This is a genomic window from [Clostridium] hylemonae DSM 15053 (assembly GCF_008281175.1).
GTDB lineage: Bacteria > Bacillota > Clostridia > Lachnospirales > Lachnospiraceae > Extibacter > Extibacter hylemonae.
Map to the genome: position 1 here is coordinate 1875489 of NZ_CP036524.1, position 18823 is coordinate 1894311.

The 18823-nt window shown below is 47.6% G+C and carries 20 protein-coding genes; 1 reads left to right on the plus strand and 19 read right to left on the minus strand.

The genetic code is table 11. The features are described 5' to 3' along the window. Positions 1-16: 16 nt before the first annotated feature. The 12 genes from rsfS to LAJLEIBI_RS08640 form a co-directional block, all read right to left on the minus strand. A complete protein-coding gene (gene rsfS, locus LAJLEIBI_RS08585; RefSeq protein WP_006441401.1) occupies positions 17-370 on the minus strand; it encodes a ribosome silencing factor in 354 nt (117 codons plus the stop codon). 5 nt (positions 371-375) lie between these two features. Next, positions 376-963, minus strand: a complete 588-nt coding sequence (gene yqeK / locus LAJLEIBI_RS08590; RefSeq protein WP_006441402.1) for a bis(5'-nucleosyl)-tetraphosphatase (symmetrical) YqeK — start codon at positions 961-963, stop codon at positions 376-378. Between the two features lies 1 nt (position 964). Continuing rightward, positions 965-1576 (minus strand): nicotinate-nucleotide adenylyltransferase, encoded by a 612-nt coding sequence (nadD, locus tag LAJLEIBI_RS08595; RefSeq protein WP_006441403.1) that lies wholly within the window; start codon positions 1574-1576, stop codon positions 965-967. Between the two features lie 41 nt (positions 1577-1617). Beyond that, positions 1618-1908 (minus strand): ribosome assembly RNA-binding protein YhbY, encoded by a 291-nt coding sequence (gene yhbY, locus LAJLEIBI_RS08600; protein WP_006441404.1) that lies wholly within the window; start codon positions 1906-1908, stop codon positions 1618-1620. 18 nt (positions 1909-1926) lie between these two features. Next, positions 1927-3213 carry a GTPase ObgE gene (obgE, locus tag LAJLEIBI_RS08605; RefSeq protein WP_006441405.1) on the minus strand — a complete coding sequence of 429 codons (1287 nt, stop codon included), beginning with the start codon at positions 3211-3213 and terminating at the stop codon, positions 1927-1929. Between the two features lie 180 nt (positions 3214-3393). After that, positions 3394-3678, minus strand: coding sequence for a 50S ribosomal protein L27 (gene rpmA, locus LAJLEIBI_RS08610; protein WP_006441407.1), 285 nt, complete (start codon positions 3676-3678; stop codon positions 3394-3396). Positions 3679-3682: 4 nt separating this feature from the next. Then, entirely contained in the window at positions 3683-4015 is a 333-nt protein-coding gene (locus LAJLEIBI_RS08615) for a ribosomal-processing cysteine protease Prp (protein WP_006441408.1), read from the minus strand. Between the two features lie 14 nt (positions 4016-4029). After that, positions 4030-4338 (minus strand): 50S ribosomal protein L21, encoded by a 309-nt coding sequence (gene rplU / locus LAJLEIBI_RS08620; protein WP_006441409.1) that lies wholly within the window; start codon positions 4336-4338, stop codon positions 4030-4032. 155 nt (positions 4339-4493) lie between these two features. After that, entirely contained in the window at positions 4494-7181 is a 2688-nt protein-coding gene (locus LAJLEIBI_RS08625) for a DEAD/DEAH box helicase family protein (protein ID WP_006441410.1), read from the minus strand. 39 nt (positions 7182-7220) lie between these two features. Continuing rightward, entirely contained in the window at positions 7221-8105 is an 885-nt protein-coding gene (locus LAJLEIBI_RS08630; protein ID WP_006441411.1) for a DMT family transporter, read from the minus strand. Positions 8106-8140: 35 nt separating this feature from the next. Next, complete coding sequence (locus LAJLEIBI_RS08635) at positions 8141-9184, minus strand: ribonucleotide-diphosphate reductase subunit beta (protein ID WP_040434564.1); 1044 nt, start codon at positions 9182-9184, stop codon at positions 8141-8143. Between the two features lie 27 nt (positions 9185-9211). Beyond that, positions 9212-11437: a ribonucleoside-diphosphate reductase subunit alpha gene (locus LAJLEIBI_RS08640; protein WP_006441413.1), complete on the minus strand. Its 2226-nt coding sequence runs from the start codon at positions 11435-11437 to the stop codon at positions 9212-9214. A gap of 200 nt (positions 11438-11637) precedes the next feature. Between LAJLEIBI_RS08640 and asnA the strand changes: the two genes are divergently transcribed. Beyond that, positions 11638-12648, plus strand: coding sequence for an aspartate--ammonia ligase (gene asnA / locus LAJLEIBI_RS08645; protein WP_006441414.1), 1011 nt, complete (start codon positions 11638-11640; stop codon positions 12646-12648). A 409-nt stretch (positions 12649-13057) separates the two neighbouring features. On the opposite strand, the gene LAJLEIBI_RS08655 is transcribed toward asnA, so the two are convergent. The 7 genes from LAJLEIBI_RS08655 to LAJLEIBI_RS08685 form a co-directional block, all read right to left on the minus strand. Continuing rightward, positions 13058-13957, minus strand: coding sequence for a DMT family transporter (locus LAJLEIBI_RS08655; protein ID WP_040434566.1), 900 nt, complete (start codon positions 13955-13957; stop codon positions 13058-13060). A 25-nt stretch (positions 13958-13982) separates the two neighbouring features. Beyond that, complete coding sequence (locus tag LAJLEIBI_RS08660; RefSeq protein WP_040434568.1) at positions 13983-14774, minus strand: amidohydrolase family protein; 792 nt, start codon at positions 14772-14774, stop codon at positions 13983-13985. 58 nt (positions 14775-14832) lie between these two features. Then, positions 14833-15249, minus strand: coding sequence for a CBS domain-containing protein (locus LAJLEIBI_RS08665; protein WP_006441418.1), 417 nt, complete (start codon positions 15247-15249; stop codon positions 14833-14835). Positions 15250-15270: 21 nt separating this feature from the next. Further along, positions 15271-16590 (minus strand): aspartate kinase, encoded by a 1320-nt coding sequence (locus tag LAJLEIBI_RS08670; protein WP_149301911.1) that lies wholly within the window; start codon positions 16588-16590, stop codon positions 15271-15273. Between the two features lie 61 nt (positions 16591-16651). After that, positions 16652-17257 carry an HAD family hydrolase gene (locus tag LAJLEIBI_RS08675; protein WP_040434570.1) on the minus strand — a complete coding sequence of 202 codons (606 nt, stop codon included), beginning with the start codon at positions 17255-17257 and terminating at the stop codon, positions 16652-16654. Between the two features lie 37 nt (positions 17258-17294). Then, a complete protein-coding gene (gene ybaK / locus LAJLEIBI_RS08680) occupies positions 17295-17777 on the minus strand; it encodes a Cys-tRNA(Pro) deacylase (RefSeq protein ID WP_006441422.1) in 483 nt (160 codons plus the stop codon). Between the two features lie 84 nt (positions 17778-17861). Next, positions 17862-18770 (minus strand): SPL family radical SAM protein, encoded by a 909-nt coding sequence (locus tag LAJLEIBI_RS08685; protein ID WP_040435268.1) that lies wholly within the window; start codon positions 18768-18770, stop codon positions 17862-17864. Positions 18771-18823: the final 53 nt, after the last annotated feature.

An 18823-nucleotide genomic window follows, 5' to 3' on the forward strand; every position in this document is an offset into this window, starting at 1 on the left:
CTCTTATCATACAGCATTAATTCAGTTTTTCACGTTCCACGGGCGTGCCGTCGCTCCAGATTCGTTCCAGGTTATAGAAAGCACGATTTTCTTTCTCAAACACATGCACGATGATATCGCCGTAGTCCATCAGTACCCATGAACCGCTGCTCAATCCCTCCTGCTGTCTCAGCGTGTAACCGGCCTTTGTCATCTTCTCATCTACATTTTCTACAAGCGCCTTTATCTGACTGTCGCTTGTTCCGTCAGTGATAATAAAATAATCCGCGAGAACCGATACACCGGATATATCGATGATCTGTATATTCTCTCCTTTTTTATCAGATAATGCATCGTATGCGATGCGGGCCATTTCCATTGCGTGTTCCATACAGGCTATTCCTCCTTCTTGCCAAGTTTTTCTTTATAATATTGATATGCTTTTTCTGTCATAGGGTCAATGGGCATATTTTTGGAGTCCAGATAGACGAGGGAGTCTTTCAGGATCCGGTAAAGACACTCATCGATATCGGAAAATGCAAGCTTTCTCACCGCCGCCATATTGGGGAGTTCTTCTCTTCCAGGTTCGATATAGTCCGAAATATATATAATCTTCTCAAGCAGTGTCATATGTGGCCTGCCGGTCGTATGGCTTGCTATGGCGTCAATGACGTCCTTATCGCGGATATGGAATTTCTTGGCGGCGAGGTACGCGCCCAGTTTTGCGTGAAGAAGGCTTGGATTGGCAAGCTCAATATCTGACACGCTCAGATGATACCGGTCACAGAGCTTTATTTTTGTATCTGGCGCGATACATTTTGCACAGTCGTGGAGAAGTCCTGCCATGAGCGCCTGGTCTATGTCCTCATCGTACCGCATGGCCATGGCTGCCGCAGTATACATGACGCCCAGCGTATGCTCATAGCGCTCTCTGTCGAGGTCTGCCTTTATCCTTCTGCGTATTCTGCTTATCTTCTGCTTCATATTACACTTCCTTATATAGATGATGTTTCTTAATATATGCGCGGACTTTGTCCGGCACCATTGCCCGTATGTCCCCGTTCTGCTTTAATCTCATCCTCAGTCCGCTGGATGAGACGTTCATCAGCGGAGTTGCAAGCAGTTCGATCCTCGCATCATATTTATCCCTGAGATAATTGATCTGCCCGCACATCTCTTCTTTCGTATCTATATCGTCTCTGTAAGCGGCGAGTATCGTACACGTCGGAAAGAGCCGCTCCGGGTGGACCCAGCTTTCAATGGCAAAAAGAGAATCTGCGCCTATAATAAAGAAGAACTCACAGTTCTCATATACGCTGCTGAAATGCTCCATTGTATCGCAGGAATAGGAGACTTCCTTTTTCCTCGATTCGTATTGCTGAAGTTTAAAATTATCGTGTCCTTCGATCGCAAGCCGTACCATCTCCACCCGGTCTTCCACATCTGACTCTATAGATGAACGGCGCTTATGCGGCGGATTTCCGTTTGGCATGAACCATACTTCATCGAGCCTGAATAACTCATATGCCGCCTCGCCAAGCATGAGATGCCCATTGTGTATGGGATCAAATGTACCTCCCATAATGCCTATTTTCATTTATCTGACCTCTGTTTCGGTAATTGGTTTACATAAATAAATTATGGTAACTCAATGCGCTTGTTTTTATCTTTTCCTTCTCTGTAAAGGACTATTTTCTTTCCGATGACCTGTACGACCTGCGATTGTGTACGCTCTGCGAGAAGCTGTGCGATCTCTTTAGGATCATCCGCGCAGTTCTTAAGTACGGCGACTTTGATGAGTTCTCTCGCCGCAAGCGCCTCCCGTACTGCCTCCGTCACTTCGGGGGTTATACTGTTCTTTCCCACCTGAAATACCGGGTCCATTGTCATGGCCAGGCTTTTCAGGTACGCTCTCTGTTTTGTCGTCATAGTAATGTCGCTCCTGTTCTATTTATAATAATCAAACTGTAATCCATACATCCGCACTGTATCGCCTTCCTGTATGCCCGCTTCTTCAAGCTCGTCCAGAATGCCCGAATCCTTGAGGAACTTCTGGAAGAACGCAAACCCTTTTTCCGAATCCAGGTTCGTGTAACCAAGCATTTTCTCTATCTTGGGACCTTCCACAACATACATGTCATCCTCTTTTTCCACGGTATACGGCAGATTTTCGTATATAAGCTCATTCTCCGGGAAATATTCCTGTTCAAAGATGACCGGGCTTCTGTCCAGCTTTCCAAGCTGTTCAGATACATAATACAGCAGTTCGCTTATCCCGTCCCCGGTTGCGCCGGATATCGCAAATACCCGGATCCCTTTTGGCTCGAACTCTTCTTTCAGCAGTTTCACAGGATCCTCACTGTCTCCGCTGTATATGAGATCTGTCTTGTTCGCGGCGATGACCTGTGGCCTTTTTGCGATGTCCGGATTATACGCCTCAAGTTCTGCGTTTATTTTATAGACATCTTCCACCGGACTGCGGCCTTCGCTTCCCGCTGCATCCACTACATGTATCATCATCTTCGTCCGTTCGATGTGCCGCAGGAATTCATGTCCAAGCCCGACTCCTTCTGAGGCGCCTTCGATCAGTCCCGGTATGTCGGCGATGACAAATCCCTGTGCTCCGTCGAGATCCACCACCCCGAGATTCGGATTGAGCGTTGTGAAATGATAGTTGGCGATCTTTGGTCTTGCATTGGTCACTCTTGATAAAAAAGTGGACTTCCCTACGTTCGGGAATCCTATAAGTCCTACATCCGCAATAACCTTAAGTTCCAGATTCACCCACAGCTCCTGGGAAGGCTGTCCCGGCTGGGCATACTTTGGTATCTGCATCGTAGCTGTGGCAAAATGCTGGTTTCCAAGTCCGCCTTTGCCTCCCTTTAACACTACCTGCCGTTTATTATCCCCGGACATGTCAGCGATGACCTTGCCGGATTCTGCTTCTTTTATCACCGTTCCTTCCGGAACCTTCAGCACGATATCATCCGCGTCCGCGCCGTGGCATCTGCGCTTACCGCCCTGTTCTCCGTCGTTGGCCGCGTATTTTCTCCTGTGGCGGTAATCCTGAAGTGTGTTCAGGCCTTCATCCACCTCAAAGATAACATCGCCGCCCCGGCCTCCGTCACCGCCGTCCGGGCCCCCGTTCGGTACATAAAGTTCCCTGCGGAAACTCACGTGTCCGTCGCCGCCCTTTCCGGAACGGATAAATATCTTCGCTCTATCTGCAAACATAAAATTTTCCTCTTTCTGCTTTCTGTCATAGTCTTACTTTATATGATGCTCAATATATATCATATCATGACTGAAACATTGATTCAATTGGGGACGGGGGAAATTTAATTTTCCCCCGTCCCCAATTGAACCTGGTTAAAATAACCCTGCCAGTGTCTGGCAGGGTTATTCGTCAACTCACTATTGTGCTGCTGGGTAGATAGAAACCTGTTTCTTGTCTCTTCCTTTTCTTTCAAATCTTACAACGCCGTCAGCAAGTGCGAATAATGTATCATCGCCGCCGCGTCCAACATTCACACCCGGGTGAATCTTCGTTCCGCGCTGTCTGTAAAGAATATTTCCAGCTTTAACAAACTGTCCGTCAGCTCTTTTCGCACCGAGTCTTTTGGACTCTGAATCACGGCCGTTCTTAGTAGAACCAACCCCTTTTTTATGAGCGAAAAATTGAAGGTTTAATTTCATCATGTTTTTACACCTCCTCAAATATAATATCGATGTATCGCGTGTAATCTTCGTCGTCTTCCATAGCTGTCAGTCCCTGGACCATAGTTTTCAGAAGAAGCTCTGCTTCTTTTGACGGATATTCCGCAAGCATACATTCCATACTGCCGCTGCTTTCTTCAGTCTCAAGGGAAAACTTGTCTCCGGTGTACTGTTCGATCGCGTTTACGGTGTTGATCATCAATATGGATGCCGCCGCGCATACGATATCCTGTCCACTTTCATTCTGTCCTGCATGGCCGGAAGCTTTAAATCCTACACATTCATTCTTTTCATTGTTATAGATAGTTACCTTAATCATCGGTCATTTCCGGATTAGGCGTTGATCTTGTCAATCTTTACAGCAGTATACTGTTGTCTGTGACCGTTTTTCTTATGGTATCCAGATTTTCTCTTATACTTGTAAACGATGACTTTTTTAGCTTTTCCATTTTCAACTACAGAAGCTTCTACAGTTGCACCTTCAACGGTCGGATTACCAACCTTTAAACCGTTGTCGTTTACTGCAAGCACTTGGTCAAATGTATAAGTCTCGCCGGCTTCTGCACCAAGTTTCTCTACTTTAATGATATCGCCTTCAGCTACTTTGTACTGTTTACCACCTGTTGCTATGATCGCGTACATATGGCACCTCCTATTATCATTACTCGCCAATTATGGTGGCTGCATAGAAAAGCAGCGCTTTAAAACCTCATTGTGCGGCATACTGTTGTATTATAGCATAGACTTTTGTCAAAATCAACCAGAATATCTCTTTTATTTTACAAATACATTTGCGCTCATTCATATTTCCCCTTCACCTGTTTACGGCCATTTAAGATACGGTCATTCTTGCAGGCGAAAGAACGGAGCCTGGCCTTTAAAAGCAGCCTGCGGCCCTCAGGGGTTCTCGTATATATGGCCTCATAGTTTCCAAGTACCCTCTTCATGCACATACGAAACGTCATGGCATCTTCCTTGTTCCTGCCGAATATTTCAGGTACGGCATAACAGTCGCTGATCTTGCCTCTCCACTTCTTTCGCGCCAGAATATATCTCGGATTGTCGATCACGCCCCAAAACTGCGCAAGACATTCTGCAAACAAAGTCTTATCCCGTGTAGTTCCGCCTTTCAGGCATGCCAGTACCAGAATCTCTTCTTCTTTTACTTCCGATCTGCAGTGCTGAGGTTCTTCTATCTTTCCGGTCTGGACAAGCGCGTCCAGGATTCCTTCTGCGGCCCTCTTCATCCGCTTCTGCGGTGTACAGAGGCGGAAGATCCGGAAGCCGTATTTACCTGCAAAGGCTGCGGCTGCAAGGAATAAAACTCCGGCAGCCGTAAACCAGAAAGAAGCATGTTCCAGTCCCGCTGTTATAAATATTCTAAAAAACAGAAGCAGAAGCATCCAGACGCACGATACTATTTCCATTACAACCGCGTTCAGAAAAAGATAACCCGGTGCCAGTATCTGTTTGTCTACTTCCCGGATTTCCTCCACACACATGTCGTCGTGGATCACTTTTAAAGATTTTTCCCAGGAACGCCGGAGTTCATCCCGTTTTCTGGATCTTGCAAGCATATTTTTGTTAATGCTTTTGAAATCGTTTTCTACATTCAGATATCTGTCCAGTCCCAGTCTTTCAATTCCGCTTTCAATGACGTCCTCTTTGTAGGAAATACCGAGAAAGGCTCCGAATCTGCGCACCAGTGTGTCGTAGTCCCCCGCCGGTGCTTCTTCAGAATTATAGGTTATCCGGCCCGGAAGGATACAGGCAAGATGCCAGATATTACTCGTTTTGTCCGGCTGCTCCTTGCATGTGCGGATCGCGCGTCCGCGCATCTGGTTGCTGAGCATGAAGGATCCTACGTAGGTAGCCAGAATCAGTGAATTGATGCAGGGCGAATCCCAGCCCTCCCCCAAGAGTGACTTTGTACCAGCAAGCACATGGATACTTCCTCTCGTAAATAACTCTGTTATAACTGCGACGATATTATGGCTGCTTCCTTTTACCGTCAGACTTCCATAACCGGTATCCTCAAGTTCTGCAAGCGCCCCTTGCAAGCCGTAGACGTCAAGCAGTCCCATAAGTTCATCCTCCACATCCATCGGCACGATGATCACGCTTCCACTGAGCACACCGAGACGTAAGCCTTCTATACCGGCTCTTCTCACATATTCAAATATAGGAACTGCCCCGATCTCTCCGGTAAAAGCTTCTGTCCCCCCCACTTTACTCAGATATTCCTTTTTTATAAAATCACAAAGTATCAAAAGCCGCAGGCCGTTTCCCATTCCGGCATATTCTGATTTGACAATTTCCCGGATACTGTTCAGTTTCCCCCTGCTCTTGATCAGTAATCTGTTTATTTCCTCATTTCTAACGAGCCGGACTTTTCTGCGGTACATACAGCCGGCTTCCTTCAGTCTGGCGATCAGCCCCTCTCTGTACACCGTATCCGACGGATAAGCCGCGGCATCATCGTACAGAAAGCCCTGGAGCAGCACCTCCAGCCAGGTATTATCAAGGCTCGGGAGATGTCCTTTTGTGCCGGTCAGTTTCTTAAGATATGGTGAAAAAGGAATTCCCATTTCCTGCAGGAAGATTAATATCGAAGAAAAATATCTGGGATTGTCCAGGAATTTTTCACCGTACTCTTCCGGAGCCTGCAGTCCTTCATGGGCTGAGATCATCGCTTGGAATTCCCTGTCCTGTATGAGTTCTCTGACAAATGCTTCCGCCTGCTGTGTGTATCCTTTTACAGCCTCCAGTTCCTCCTTTGCCGGCTGATTGAAATAGACATAATCCTGATGCGGGCACAGGCTGCCTTCCTTTACCAGTTCCGGTGTAAATATCTCTTCGTCGATCGGACCGCACAGATCGATATATCTTTTCCACTGAGCCGGCGTACTGTCATAAGGCGGTGTGGCCGTGAGCGACACCAGTTTTACGTCCGTCACATTCTTCAGGAATTCTTCCAGCGCCCGCCACCATTCACTGCGGAGATGGTGGGCCTCGTCCAGACAGAGCGTCCGGATTCCATTCTCACGGATCACTTCGTAGATGTCAAAATTCTTGTAATCTACCATTTCCGTGTTTTTCTCTTCACTTTCTTCTTCTGAATCCTCCAGCAGTCCTGTATATTGCTTCATACTGCTGTAAAGCGCCTGGTATGTGATCGCTGTGATCGGTTTTGCCTTACGGATATCATTAGAAAACCACTTTTCCGCATCTTCCCCTTCGGTAAGAAATCCTTCTTCCAGCCGTGCGATCCACTGTTGCCGGATAGTTATACTCGGGGACAGAATCAGACACGGGTTTCCAAGTCTTCGGATGAGTTCAATACCGAGCGTTGTCTTTCCGGACCCGGGAGCAGCCACAATGTGTACTTTGTTGTCGGACATATACGCTTCGGAGTGATGAAGCACACGCTCCTGATAATCTCTCCATATTCCTTTGAATTCTAATACGCCGTCAAAGATGTTCATATTATCTGTTCCTTATTTTATATTTGGGATATTTCATATTTAACATGGTTTACTCTCGGGCATTACATTTGCGTAAATAATGCCTCCCATTATGATCACAGCGCCTGCCGTCTGAAGCCCTGCCATCCGTTCACCGAGCAGGACGAAGGATGCCGCTGTAGTAAAAACAGGCTGAGAGCACATGATAAGAGCAGCCTTTGTGGAATCGATCTTACTGAGCGCAAAGTTCTGCAGGCAGTAGCTGATACCGGTGCAGCCGATCCCCAGATACACAAGCGCGCCCCATGCTGCCGCCGGCACGCCTGTAAATGCCGGCATAACCTCATTGTTCGCAATACCAAGGACGAGACAGACGACACCGGTAAAGCCGGACTGGTATGCCGCCAGAAGCAAAGGCTCCATATGTTCCAGATAGTGGGAACTGAACTCAAAAACGCAGGCGACAAGAAAAGAACTCGTTACAGCCATAGCCTCTCCCGGGCCGAACACAAACCCTCCGCTGCCGCAGCAGAGCAGGTACGTCCCTGCGACTACAATGCATATCGGTATGTATTTTTTCTTTTCTATTTTTACTTTAGAGATGAACCGCATGAGAAACGGGGTAAATATAACAGGAAGCGCAAACAGGAATCCCGCGCTGGTCGCCGTCGTATATTTGAATGTAAGCGTCCCGAGGATATACGCGCCTGCGTTCAGCGCCGCGATGAGCGTACCGGGCATCCAGAAGGAAGTCTTCATCCCCTTAAATATCTTTTTATGAAACAGGAGAATGAGAAACAGGCTTCCCATGAGGAAGCGCACGGCCACGTACAAAAAGAACGGAAAGGACGACATCCCGTACTTGGCGATTGGATTGCCGACGCCGAGCAGAATATTCTGCGTCAGGATCAGGGATCCATAGAAAAGGCTGCTTCTCTGTTTCATATCATTTTCCCTCCGTCATTTCTGCAAAACCACGGTTACAGGTCGTCGACCAGTGCGCTGCTCTTGGCATAGGCGGTGCTCTTTGCCTCAAAAAAATCTGTCTTTATTAAATTGGCGTTGGAGTATTGCTCCACCCAGCGCATACTCTCCGGTATTGTGTCATACCCTTCATATATACGTTCAAATCCAAGTCCGGTACATCTGAGATTTCCGAGATACCGGATATAGCTTGTTATCATATCCTTCGTCAGACCTTGTATCTTATCTCCGATGACATAATGTCCCCACCGTATCTCCTGTTCACAGCCTTCCCGTATCATTTGGCGGTACATTTTTATATCTTCCGCAGCAAACAGCTGTGGTTCCTCTTTTTTCAGCTCCTGTAGCATGCTGCGGAACAGCCACAGATGCGTGTTTTCGTCCCGGTTGATATAACGGATCTCCTGTACAGAGCCGGGCATCTTCTGGTTTCTTCCAAGATTATAAAAGAACATAAATCCACTATAAAAGTATACACCCTCCAGTATATAATTGGCAATAAGAGTCCGTACAAGCGACCGGGCGCTTTTTGTCTCCTGAAACTCATTATACAGGCTGCCGATAAACTCATTGCGCAGAAGCAGGTGTTCGTCCTCCTTCCACTGGTACAAAATCTCCTCTCTCTTCTGTGGTTCACAGATGGTGTCCAGCATGTAACTGTAGCTCTGGCTGTGCACCGCCTCCTGGAACGTCTGGATGGACAGACAGAGATTGATCTCATTTGCGGTGATATATTCTCCTATATGTGGAAGATTTGCCGTCTGTATACTGTCCAGGAAGATAAGGAAAGAAAGAATTTTGTCGTAAGCCCTGCGTTCCTCGGCGGGAAGACGAGGGTAATCCTTGATGTCCACTCCGAGACTGATCTCCTCCGGAATCCAGAAGTTATTCATCGCCTGCCTGTACCAGTCGCTGACCCACGTGTATTTCATATTATTAAAGTCATTCAGATTTGTCGTATTGCCGCCGATCATCCTTCTGCTTCGGACATCCGTATCTCCGTCCGGATTAAAAAGCATTTTCTTTATCAATTCTGCCATAATATTCTCCTCTCTGTCAAACATGCCTTACGAAGAGCATACATCACACTCTTCCACTTCCAGACTTCTGGAACGTATATAATAGACCGTTTTAACCCCGCACTCCCATGCAAGGAGATACAGATCGAGTACGTTCCGAAAAGTATATTCGTTTGTAATGTACAAGTTCATGCTCTGCGCCTGGTCGATATGCCGCTGCCTGACACCGCAGGCTCGTACAGACCATGTCTGGTCAATAAGATGCGCATTCTTGTAATACCAGAATGTATCCATGGATAACTCCGGAGCCACCCTTGGCACGAGTCCGTTTTTCTTTTCCTCCAGATAGAACCTGTGCATGACCGGATCAAGCCCGGCTGTAGTGCCGGCAATAATACTCGTGCTGCTCGTCGGAGCCGCGGCCAGCATATATCCGTTTCTTACGCCGCAGGAGGCTGCCCGTGCGCGAAGCTGTTCCCAGGCCGCTCCGGTCAGCTTCCGCTTGTCAAAGTAAGCACCCGTCTGCCAGTCACTTCCCTCAAAGCAGGCATAGACACCCTTTTCTTCCGCAATATCACAACTCGCCGCTATGGCGGCACGGTGCAGTGTGTCGAACACCTTGTCGGCAAATGCCAGGTGCTCTTCGCTTTCCCACTGGATCCCATGTTTTGCGAGCATATGATGATAACCGCTGACGCCGAGACCGACCGGGCGGTATTTTTCATTGTTCAGCTTTGCGTACGGGACCGGAAAGAAGTTGAGGTCTATGACATTGTCCAGCGCGCGCATGGCTGAGGATACGGTGCGGTATATTTCTTTTTCATCCGACACGTCAATATGTCCAAGTGACACGCTTGCCAGATTGCACACGACAAATTCACCGGGCTTTGTGACAGTTACGACAACGGTCTCTCCGTCCACGGTCTCGATACTCTGCCTGACCTCTTCCACCGCGCCCATGTTCTGTGCGATCTCCGTGCAGAGATTGCTGCAGTAGATAATGCCCTTGTGGCCATTTGGATTCATCCGGTTTACCTCGTCGCGGTTGAAGACAAACGGAGTACCGGTCTCCACGGCGCTGCGTATGATGAGACGGATGATCTCCTTTATGGGCAGGACCCGCTTGGATATCCTCTCATCCGCTACACAGTCCAGATATTTTTCTTCCCATTCTTTGCCGTAACAGTCCTCAAGCGCATACCCTTTCACAGTCAGTACCTCGTGGGGGCACATGAGATACCAGTCGCCTTCTATATGATCCCTGGCCATTTTCCAGAAATAGTCCGGATAGCAGACGGCCGGAAATACGTCATGCGCTTTCATCCTGTCGTCGCCGTTGTTCGTCCGAAGCTTCAGAAATTCAGGAAGGTCTCTGTGCCATACGTCCAGATACACGGCAACTGCCCCCTGCCGGACGCCCAGCTGGTCCACGGCAACTGCAGTGTCATTTGCAAGCTTGATCCAGCGGATAACGCCGCCCGCCGCTCCTTCAAACCCGCGGATGGCACTGCCCCCTGCCCGCACTTTTCCGAAATACATTCCCATTCCGCCGCCGTATTTACTCACCTTCGCAAAGCTGTCAATGCTCCGGTAAATGCCGTCCAGGCTGTCCGGGACCGTGTCGATGAAACAGGATGAGAGCTGATGGTAGGGCTTTCTGGCATTGGAAAGGGTCGGAGTAGCCATCGTCACCTTCAGAAGACTCAGCATGCCATAAAACCGTTTTACCCATTCTGAGCGGTTTTCCTTTTCTTTCATGGCCAGATGCATGGAGATACCCATAAACATCTCCTGAGGGGTCTCAAGGATAACACCCTTTCGTGTGCGGATAACATAACGGTTAAGAAGCAGGTCAAGGCCGGAGTATGTAAACAGCCGGCTTCGGTCTTCCTCGATCAGTTTGGCGAACGCTTCTATCTCCTGTCTGCTGTAATGTTCCAGTATATAACTGCCGTACAGGTTCTCTTTTGTCAGATATACGATTTTTTCATAAAAGCTTCTGATGCCGCGGCTTTTCATGGCATCCTCCAGGCTGTCGCGAAAACCGGCATACAAAAGCCGTGCCGCGATCATTTCCCAGCCCGGCGCCTCCTGGGTCGTGAGTTCTACCGCAGCCTTTGTAAGCAGGGAAAGCTGTTCTTTGTCCGTCAGCCCGGGTTTTTGAAGAGACGCGTATTTTTGGTACAGCTGTGCCAGGTCATATTCAGGCTCTTTGAAATCTCCTTGTATATGTGCAAGAACTTGATTTAGTCCTTTTATTTTTATGTCTTCCATTGTTCTTCCTCCATATATCGCAATTTATTGTGGATATATCAGATGTTATCACAACATATAGTATTTATCAAGATGAAGTTCTTTCCACAAAATTCCTGCTTTATTCTGCCGTGGTAAAATCCGCATCAAGAATCGCTTGACTTAAGCCTGTCTGTAAGTATACATTAAAAGGTAGAATAATACGCAAAGGAGTCTTACATATGGAACATTTAATCACCCCGGACAACTACACATCTCCTCTTACTATCCGGGAAACTGAAGTCGCGATCAAAGAAGTGAAGGACCACTTTGAACGCGCGCTGGCCAAATCCTTACACCTGACACGTGTCTCTGCCCCTCTGTTTGTAAAGCCGGAGTCAGGTCTTAATGATAATCTCAATGGAGTAGAAAGACCGGTATCTTTCGGTATCAGGGAGCAGGAGGATGCGCCGGCTGAGATCGTCCACTCTCTTGCAAAATGGAAACGCTACGCTCTGAAGCGCTATGATTTTCACTCAGGGGAAGGTCTGTACACAGATATGAGCGCGATCCGCCGCGACGAGGATACCGATAATATCCACTCTATCTATGTGGACCAGTGGGACTGGGAAAAGGTCATCTCAAAAGAGGAGCGGAATACAGAGACACTTCAGTACACAGTACGTAAAGTATATTCTGCGCTGAAAGAGACGGAAGAATTCATGTCGAGAAGATATAACTACATAGAACCATTTCTTCCGGATGAAATAACCTTCATCACCTCACAGGAGCTTGAGGACTTGTATCCCGGCGCCGACGCAAAAGAACGTGAATACCGCATTGCCAGGGCAAAAGGCGCAGTGTTTATCTCACAGATCGGCAAGGTGCTTTCCTCCGGTGAAAAACATGACGGGCGTGCGCCTGACTATGACGACTGGGAATTAAACGGCGATATCATCGTATACTATCCGGTTCTGGACATTGCACTTGAACTTTCATCCATGGGCATCCGTGTGGACGAGGAGGCGCTACGGCGCCAGCTTAAGGCTGCCGGCTGCGAGGACCGGGCAGAACTTGAATTTCAGAGACTGCTGCTTAACGGACAGCTTCCCTACACGATCGGAGGCGGTATCGGCCAGTCCCGGATCTGTATGTTATATCTGAGGAAAGCGCATATCGGAGAAGTTCAGTCGTCCATATGGCCGAAAGAAATGCTTGAGGAAGCTTCTTCACACAACATAAATCTTCTGTAGAACAGAGGTTAATGATAGAGGGAAACGGCCGTGGGTTTTACCGCGGCCGTTTCCCTTCTGTTGTTTATGGGCTTTAGTCTGGGGTAACAAAGTAGTACAAACGCCCTTTGAAGGGCGGCGACGAGTCAAAGGCATAGTAACTTGAACAAAGTGAAAGCCAGCGTCTTTAGGCACTGGCCGGTAACAGAGGCTTATAACTTCAGAGCAAACCACCCGTTTTACGGGTTACATACTTTACACGCCCTGTATTTGCCGGACCGTGCCTGTGCTGCAGACATGTAAGTAAAAGAACTGAAATGCTGATACGATACTTAGTATTCCTTTGTTGTTGTTCAGTTTTTTCGTATGATTTGATTCCCTTGCCGGCAGATCTTGAGATGGAAATATTGAACTATTGTCTTCTGTATGATTATTCATTTTGGTCTCTCTGTGATTTTTTAGGGTTCAGCTGCAGTATTACGAGCGCAGCCACCACACATATGATTCCGACAAGGTTAAACAGATCGAGTGTCTCGCGGTACAGGACAACGCCAAAAAGGCTTGCGGCCACCACTTCAAAGGACGCAATAATAGACGCTTTACTGCTCTCGATATATTTAAGAGCCGTTGAGTAACAGATGTACGGCAGCGCGAGCGTGATGACACTTCCAATGACCGTCACAGGCATTTTTGAGGCATTGGAGGCTATGATCCTTCCCATGGAGAGCGGTTGTGCAATGAGGAGCGATGCAATACTTGCAAGGATAAAGGTATATACTGTGACAGTGAGCGATTCATATTTTCCCATTAGAACCTTGCCGAAAATACTGTAAAGCGAATAGCCGAAGCCTGCGCTCAGGCCGATCAGAAGCGTGACGAGTGCGTTATCGCCTACATTCGCTCCTGAAAGCCCTACCACAAGTATACATCCCGCAAACGACAGGAATAAAGCTGCTATTTTCTGTACCGTCAACTTTTCCTTAAAAAAGATGACGGACATGATCATAACAAAAAACGGCGCGGTATAAAGAAGCACTACCGCCACGGAGAGAGATGCCCTCTGCACAGTGGCAGCATATGCCAGATTATTGATAAAAAGACTTCCGAGGCCGGTGCCCAGGAACCATTTGAGATCCTTTTTGTCTATCTTAAGTTTGTTCCGGTCTGTGATAAGAAGGAACAGTATGAGCACGACCGCTGCGGACGTTATCCTTACTGCGGCGGTCTGTCTTGTGTTGAACCCTATTGCCGCCACGTATCTCGTGATAATTCCCATGGAGCCCCAAAGTACCGAGGCCATCAAAACAAATACAGGTGCCAGTCTTTTCATAGGCCATTCCCTGCCCTTTCTTGGTTTACTGAAGATCAAGAAGCCGCTGCGCATTTTCTCCCAATATACTGTTCTTTTCTTCGTCGGTAAGGTCCATAGATTTCAGATAATCGACAAACTCCTTCTGTCCGGCCCATGGAGAATCTGTTGCAAACAGAATTCTGTCTGCGCCGTGGGTCCTGACAATTCTAATGAACTGCTCGTCGGAGATCCTGCCGAATACAACGCCTGTGTCAAAATAGACATGCTTTCCGACAAGACACTCTTCTACTTCATCCCACTGAAAATTGCCGCCGAGATGGGCTAGCACAAGTTTTTCCGGCTGCACTTCACGGATGAGCTCCGCGGCCATCTGCGGGGTACAGTGAACATCGTCCGGACATTTCGGGTCTTTCCCGGCGTGAACACTTATGATAAAACCAAGTTCCGAGGCATACTCGACGATCCGTTTATAGCGTATATCGTTAAAATATACTTCCTGATAATCCGGATGTATCTTGATCCCTTTTATCCCCATATCTTTGATCTGTCTCAGCTGTTCTTTATAGTTTTCACTGTCAGGGTGAACGCTGCCGAATGAAAGGATACTGCCATTTTGGTGTTCCGATGCAAACCGGTTGATGGATGCAAACTGTGACGGCTTTGTCACGATGGGAAGTGCAACGCTTAAATCGACCCCGGCTGCCTTGCCGGATGCCTTCAGTCCTTCGTACGTACCGTCTGTATATGGTTTTATGTGGCAGACCGACCCGAGAAAGTCAAGCGTTCCTGCCGCGATTTTGTCAGGAAACATATGTGTGTGAAAATCTATCGTCATTGTTCTCATCCTTTTATTGTTATATCTGTCCGTCCCTGCCTGCAGAGGCACGCATTGTTCAGCGTTTATCACAGTCGCTCAGTTTATTATAGCAGTAGCCGATAATATCACGGCGCGTGATAATGCCGATAAAATGCTCCTCATCATCCACTACAGGAACAAAATTCTGCTCCATGGCTCTGCCGATCAGATCTTCCATATTGGATTCTGCGTTGACGCATTGGTAGTCCAGTCTTCGGTCTATCTTCATGATACTGATATCCTCAGCGTCGTGGAGATTCATCAGATCCAGCCGCTTCAGTCCCCACAACAGGTCTCCCTCTGTGATGGAACCGACATATTTGCCGTCCCTGTTCAATATGGGCACGGAAGAATATTTGTGGTATTCCATGATCTCAAGCGCCTGACGGAGTGTATGGTAATCATATATGTAAGCCAGCTCACTTTTGGGTTTCAGAAAAAATAAAATATTCATTGCAGACCTCCCCTTGTCTTATTATATCTGCGTTGTCACAAAAATATCGTACAGTGCCCTTACCGCGGCTTCAAAATCATGGTTTCGTACGCCGATTATGATATTAAGCTCACTGGAGCCCTGGTCGATCATCTTTACATTTACATTGGCGTGTGCCAGCGCTGAGAATATACGTCCTGACGTGCCTCTGGTCGCGCGCATTCCGCGGCCCACGACGGCGATAAGTGCAAGATCAGATTCCAGCTCGAGGAAATCCGGTTCCACGGCCCTGTGTATACCGGCGATCACTTTCTGCTCTTTCTCCTCAAATTCATCCTGATGCACAAAAATCGTCATTGTGTCAATGCCGGACGGCATATGCTCGATAGAAATATCATTATCTTCAAATACTTCCAGCACTTTTTTACAGAATCCGACTTCGGAGTTCATCATTGCTTTTTCTATAGTGATAGAGGCAAAATCTTTTTTCCCGGCGATACCGGTGATCGTAAACCTCGGCTTGCGGCACGTTCCTTCTACTATGAGTGTTCCCTTATCTTCCGGAATATTCGTGTTTCGGATATTGATCGGAATCCCCTCTTTTCGGACAGGGAAGATGGCATCCTCATGCAGTACGGTGGCTCCCATGTAAGACAATTCTCTGAGCTCACGGTATGTGATGACATCAATTGCTTTGGGATTTCGGATGATTCTCGGATCTGCGATCAAAAACCCGGACACATCCGTCCAGTTTTCATACATATCTGCATGCACGGCTTTTGCGACGATGGAACCGGTGATATCGGAACCGCCTCTTGAAAAGGTCTTGATCTTTCCGTTAGGCATGGCACCGTAAAATCCCGGGATCACCGCACGTTCTGTCTCTGCAAGTCTTTCGGACAGAAGCTTATCTGTAGAGAATGCGTCAAATTCGCCTGCTTCATCAAATACAATGATCTCTGCGGCATCAATAAACTCATATCCGAGATAAGCGGCCATAATAATGCCGTTTAAATATTCTCCTCTGGAGGCAGCATAGTCTCTCCCGACTTTTTTGCTGAAATTTTCTTCTATTATTTTGAATTCAGCATCCAGCGACAAGTCCAGTTTAAGGCCCTTTATGATGCCTTTATACCTTGCCTTTATCTCTTTGAGCTGCTCTTCAAACTCTTCCTCTATGATGGCCTGGCCGTAACAGCTGTACAGCATGTCTGTGACCTTTGTATCATTCGGCGTTCGCTTCCCGGGTGCAGACGGAACGACATAGCGTCTTGAGTCATCTTTTTTGATTATTGTTCCTGCTTTCTCAAACTGCGCGGCACTTGCCAGTGAACTTCCGCCAAACTTTACAACTTTCTTCATCTTTTCTGTGATCCTCCATAACTGCCATTGTTTTCTTGCGTAATTCTCTATCTATATTACATCATTTTCCGAGCATCCGCAATGGAATATCTGTAGTAAATAACACTCCGTTTATACCTGACTTCTGTGCTGCTTCCACATTTTCCAGGCAGTCGTCAAAGAAAAGAGCTTCCTGCGGTTCTATGTCATACCGCTTTAGAAGCAGGCTGTATATTGCGGGATCCGGCTTCATCATCTGCTCTTTCCAGGAGAATATCCCACCGTCGAGCATATTGAGAAATGAAAGCTGATCCTTTGACTGACGGTACATCTCGGCTGAATAGTTGGACAGATAGTAGAGCCGAACGCCCTGATCTTTGAAGTATTGGATCCACTGTTCCGTGAAGGAATACGGAAGGATGGAGCGCCCGAAATGTGCGAAGACTTCCCTGATCTGGGGCTCTGCATCCGGTGCATTTTCGATAAACAGTTCAAGCCATTTCTCTGTCGTGATCAGACCGGAATCGCCCATGTTCCAGTCCTCGTTCCGGAACATGGCGTCCGCCACTTTCTCGTACATGTCGGGACTGTACCGGAACGAAGCCAGGTAGCGGTCCCAGGCAAAGTCGATGAGGACATTGCCGATGTCGAGTATCACTGTATCAATATTTTTACCAAGGTATTCCATCTGTGTTTCCTCCTGTCTGTTGTGCTGCCTGTTTTGGTTACTCGTGTATGACATCGGCATACGACGCGTCTGCCGCTCTTCTAAGATCCTCCGGCGCAAGTTTCAGCTGCATGCCAAGCTTACCCCCGCTTACATACATATGAGAAAGAGATTGTGCCGATTCCTGGATCACCGTCGGATACTGCTTTTTCATCCCGATCGCTGTGCACCCTCCGCGGATATAGCCTGTCACCTTTGTCAAGTCCTTGAGATGCAGCATCTCCAGCGACTTCTCGCCGACGACGCGGGCAGCCTTCTTAAAATCGATCTCCGCCTCGATCGGAATGACAAACACATAAAAGCCCCCGCTCTTCCCGACAGTCACCAGCGTCTTGTAGACAAGACTGCGGTCCGTACCAAGCATGTCGGCAACCTGGAGCCCGTCCACAAACTCATCACATTCGTAAGTATCATACTCGTACGAGATCTTCATACGATCCAGAATGCGCATCGCATTCGTCTTAACTTCCTTCTTGCCCATAGCTCCTCCTTTTTTGAAAGGGGTCAGACCCCTGTGATATGAAGGGGTCTGACCCCTTTCAAAATTCTCCTTATTTTCAGACTTCTAAGTGAATTGGTTATCGTCAAACAAACTCAACTGTTCACACTTATATGGTGCCTTGTAGTTGTGTATGATATCTTTCATACTGTATAAAATCTCATTTTTTTCGCATTCTTCTTTGAAACATGTCCATAGCTTTCCTGCTCTTGGACTTCTGCATTCATAATATGTTCCGTACCGCTTGTTATATTTTTCGGAAAGCTTCTCTCCGGGAAACAACTGATCCAGCTTTTGCAGATACCACTGCCGTTGATTATTGCGCAGTGTCACACCAAATGCAGGATAGATAAAACGTGCTCCGCATTGCGCAGCTCTACGAACAATTGCACGTATATTGTCGTCACTGTCCTCCAGAAATGGGAGGACAGGCATGAGGAGAATTCCGGCCGGGATTCTCCGGCCGGACAACTCGCCGAGCATATCAAAACGACTGGAAGATACCGGCGCCCCGGGTTCAATTTTGGAAGAAAGGGCGTCGCCCGCCGTAGTAATGGTAACTTTACACAGAACAGGTGAATGTTCCCTGATACTTTCCAATATATCGATATCTCTCATGAGCAAGGTACTTTTTGTCGCGATCGTGACGCCGAATTCAAATGCATCGCACAACTCAAGTGCATGTCGCGTCAGCATAAGTTCTTTTTCATACGGGTTATACGGATCGCTCATCGCTCCGGTAGCAATGACCCCTTTTTTCGTCTTCCTCCGCAAATCATCTCTGATTATCTGTAGCGCATTTTCCTTAGCACGGACTTCGTCGAACCTGTCAATGCCGTAACAGTCTGAACGACTGTCACAATAGATACAGCCGTGACAGCAGCCTTTATAAATATTCATATTATAATCCGCACCAAACCACTCTCCTGGTTTCTTCATACGCGTCACAATCGTTTTTGCCGGTATATATTCCATAATTTTCATAGGGGTCAGACCCCTTCATATCACAGGGGTCTGACCCCTATGAA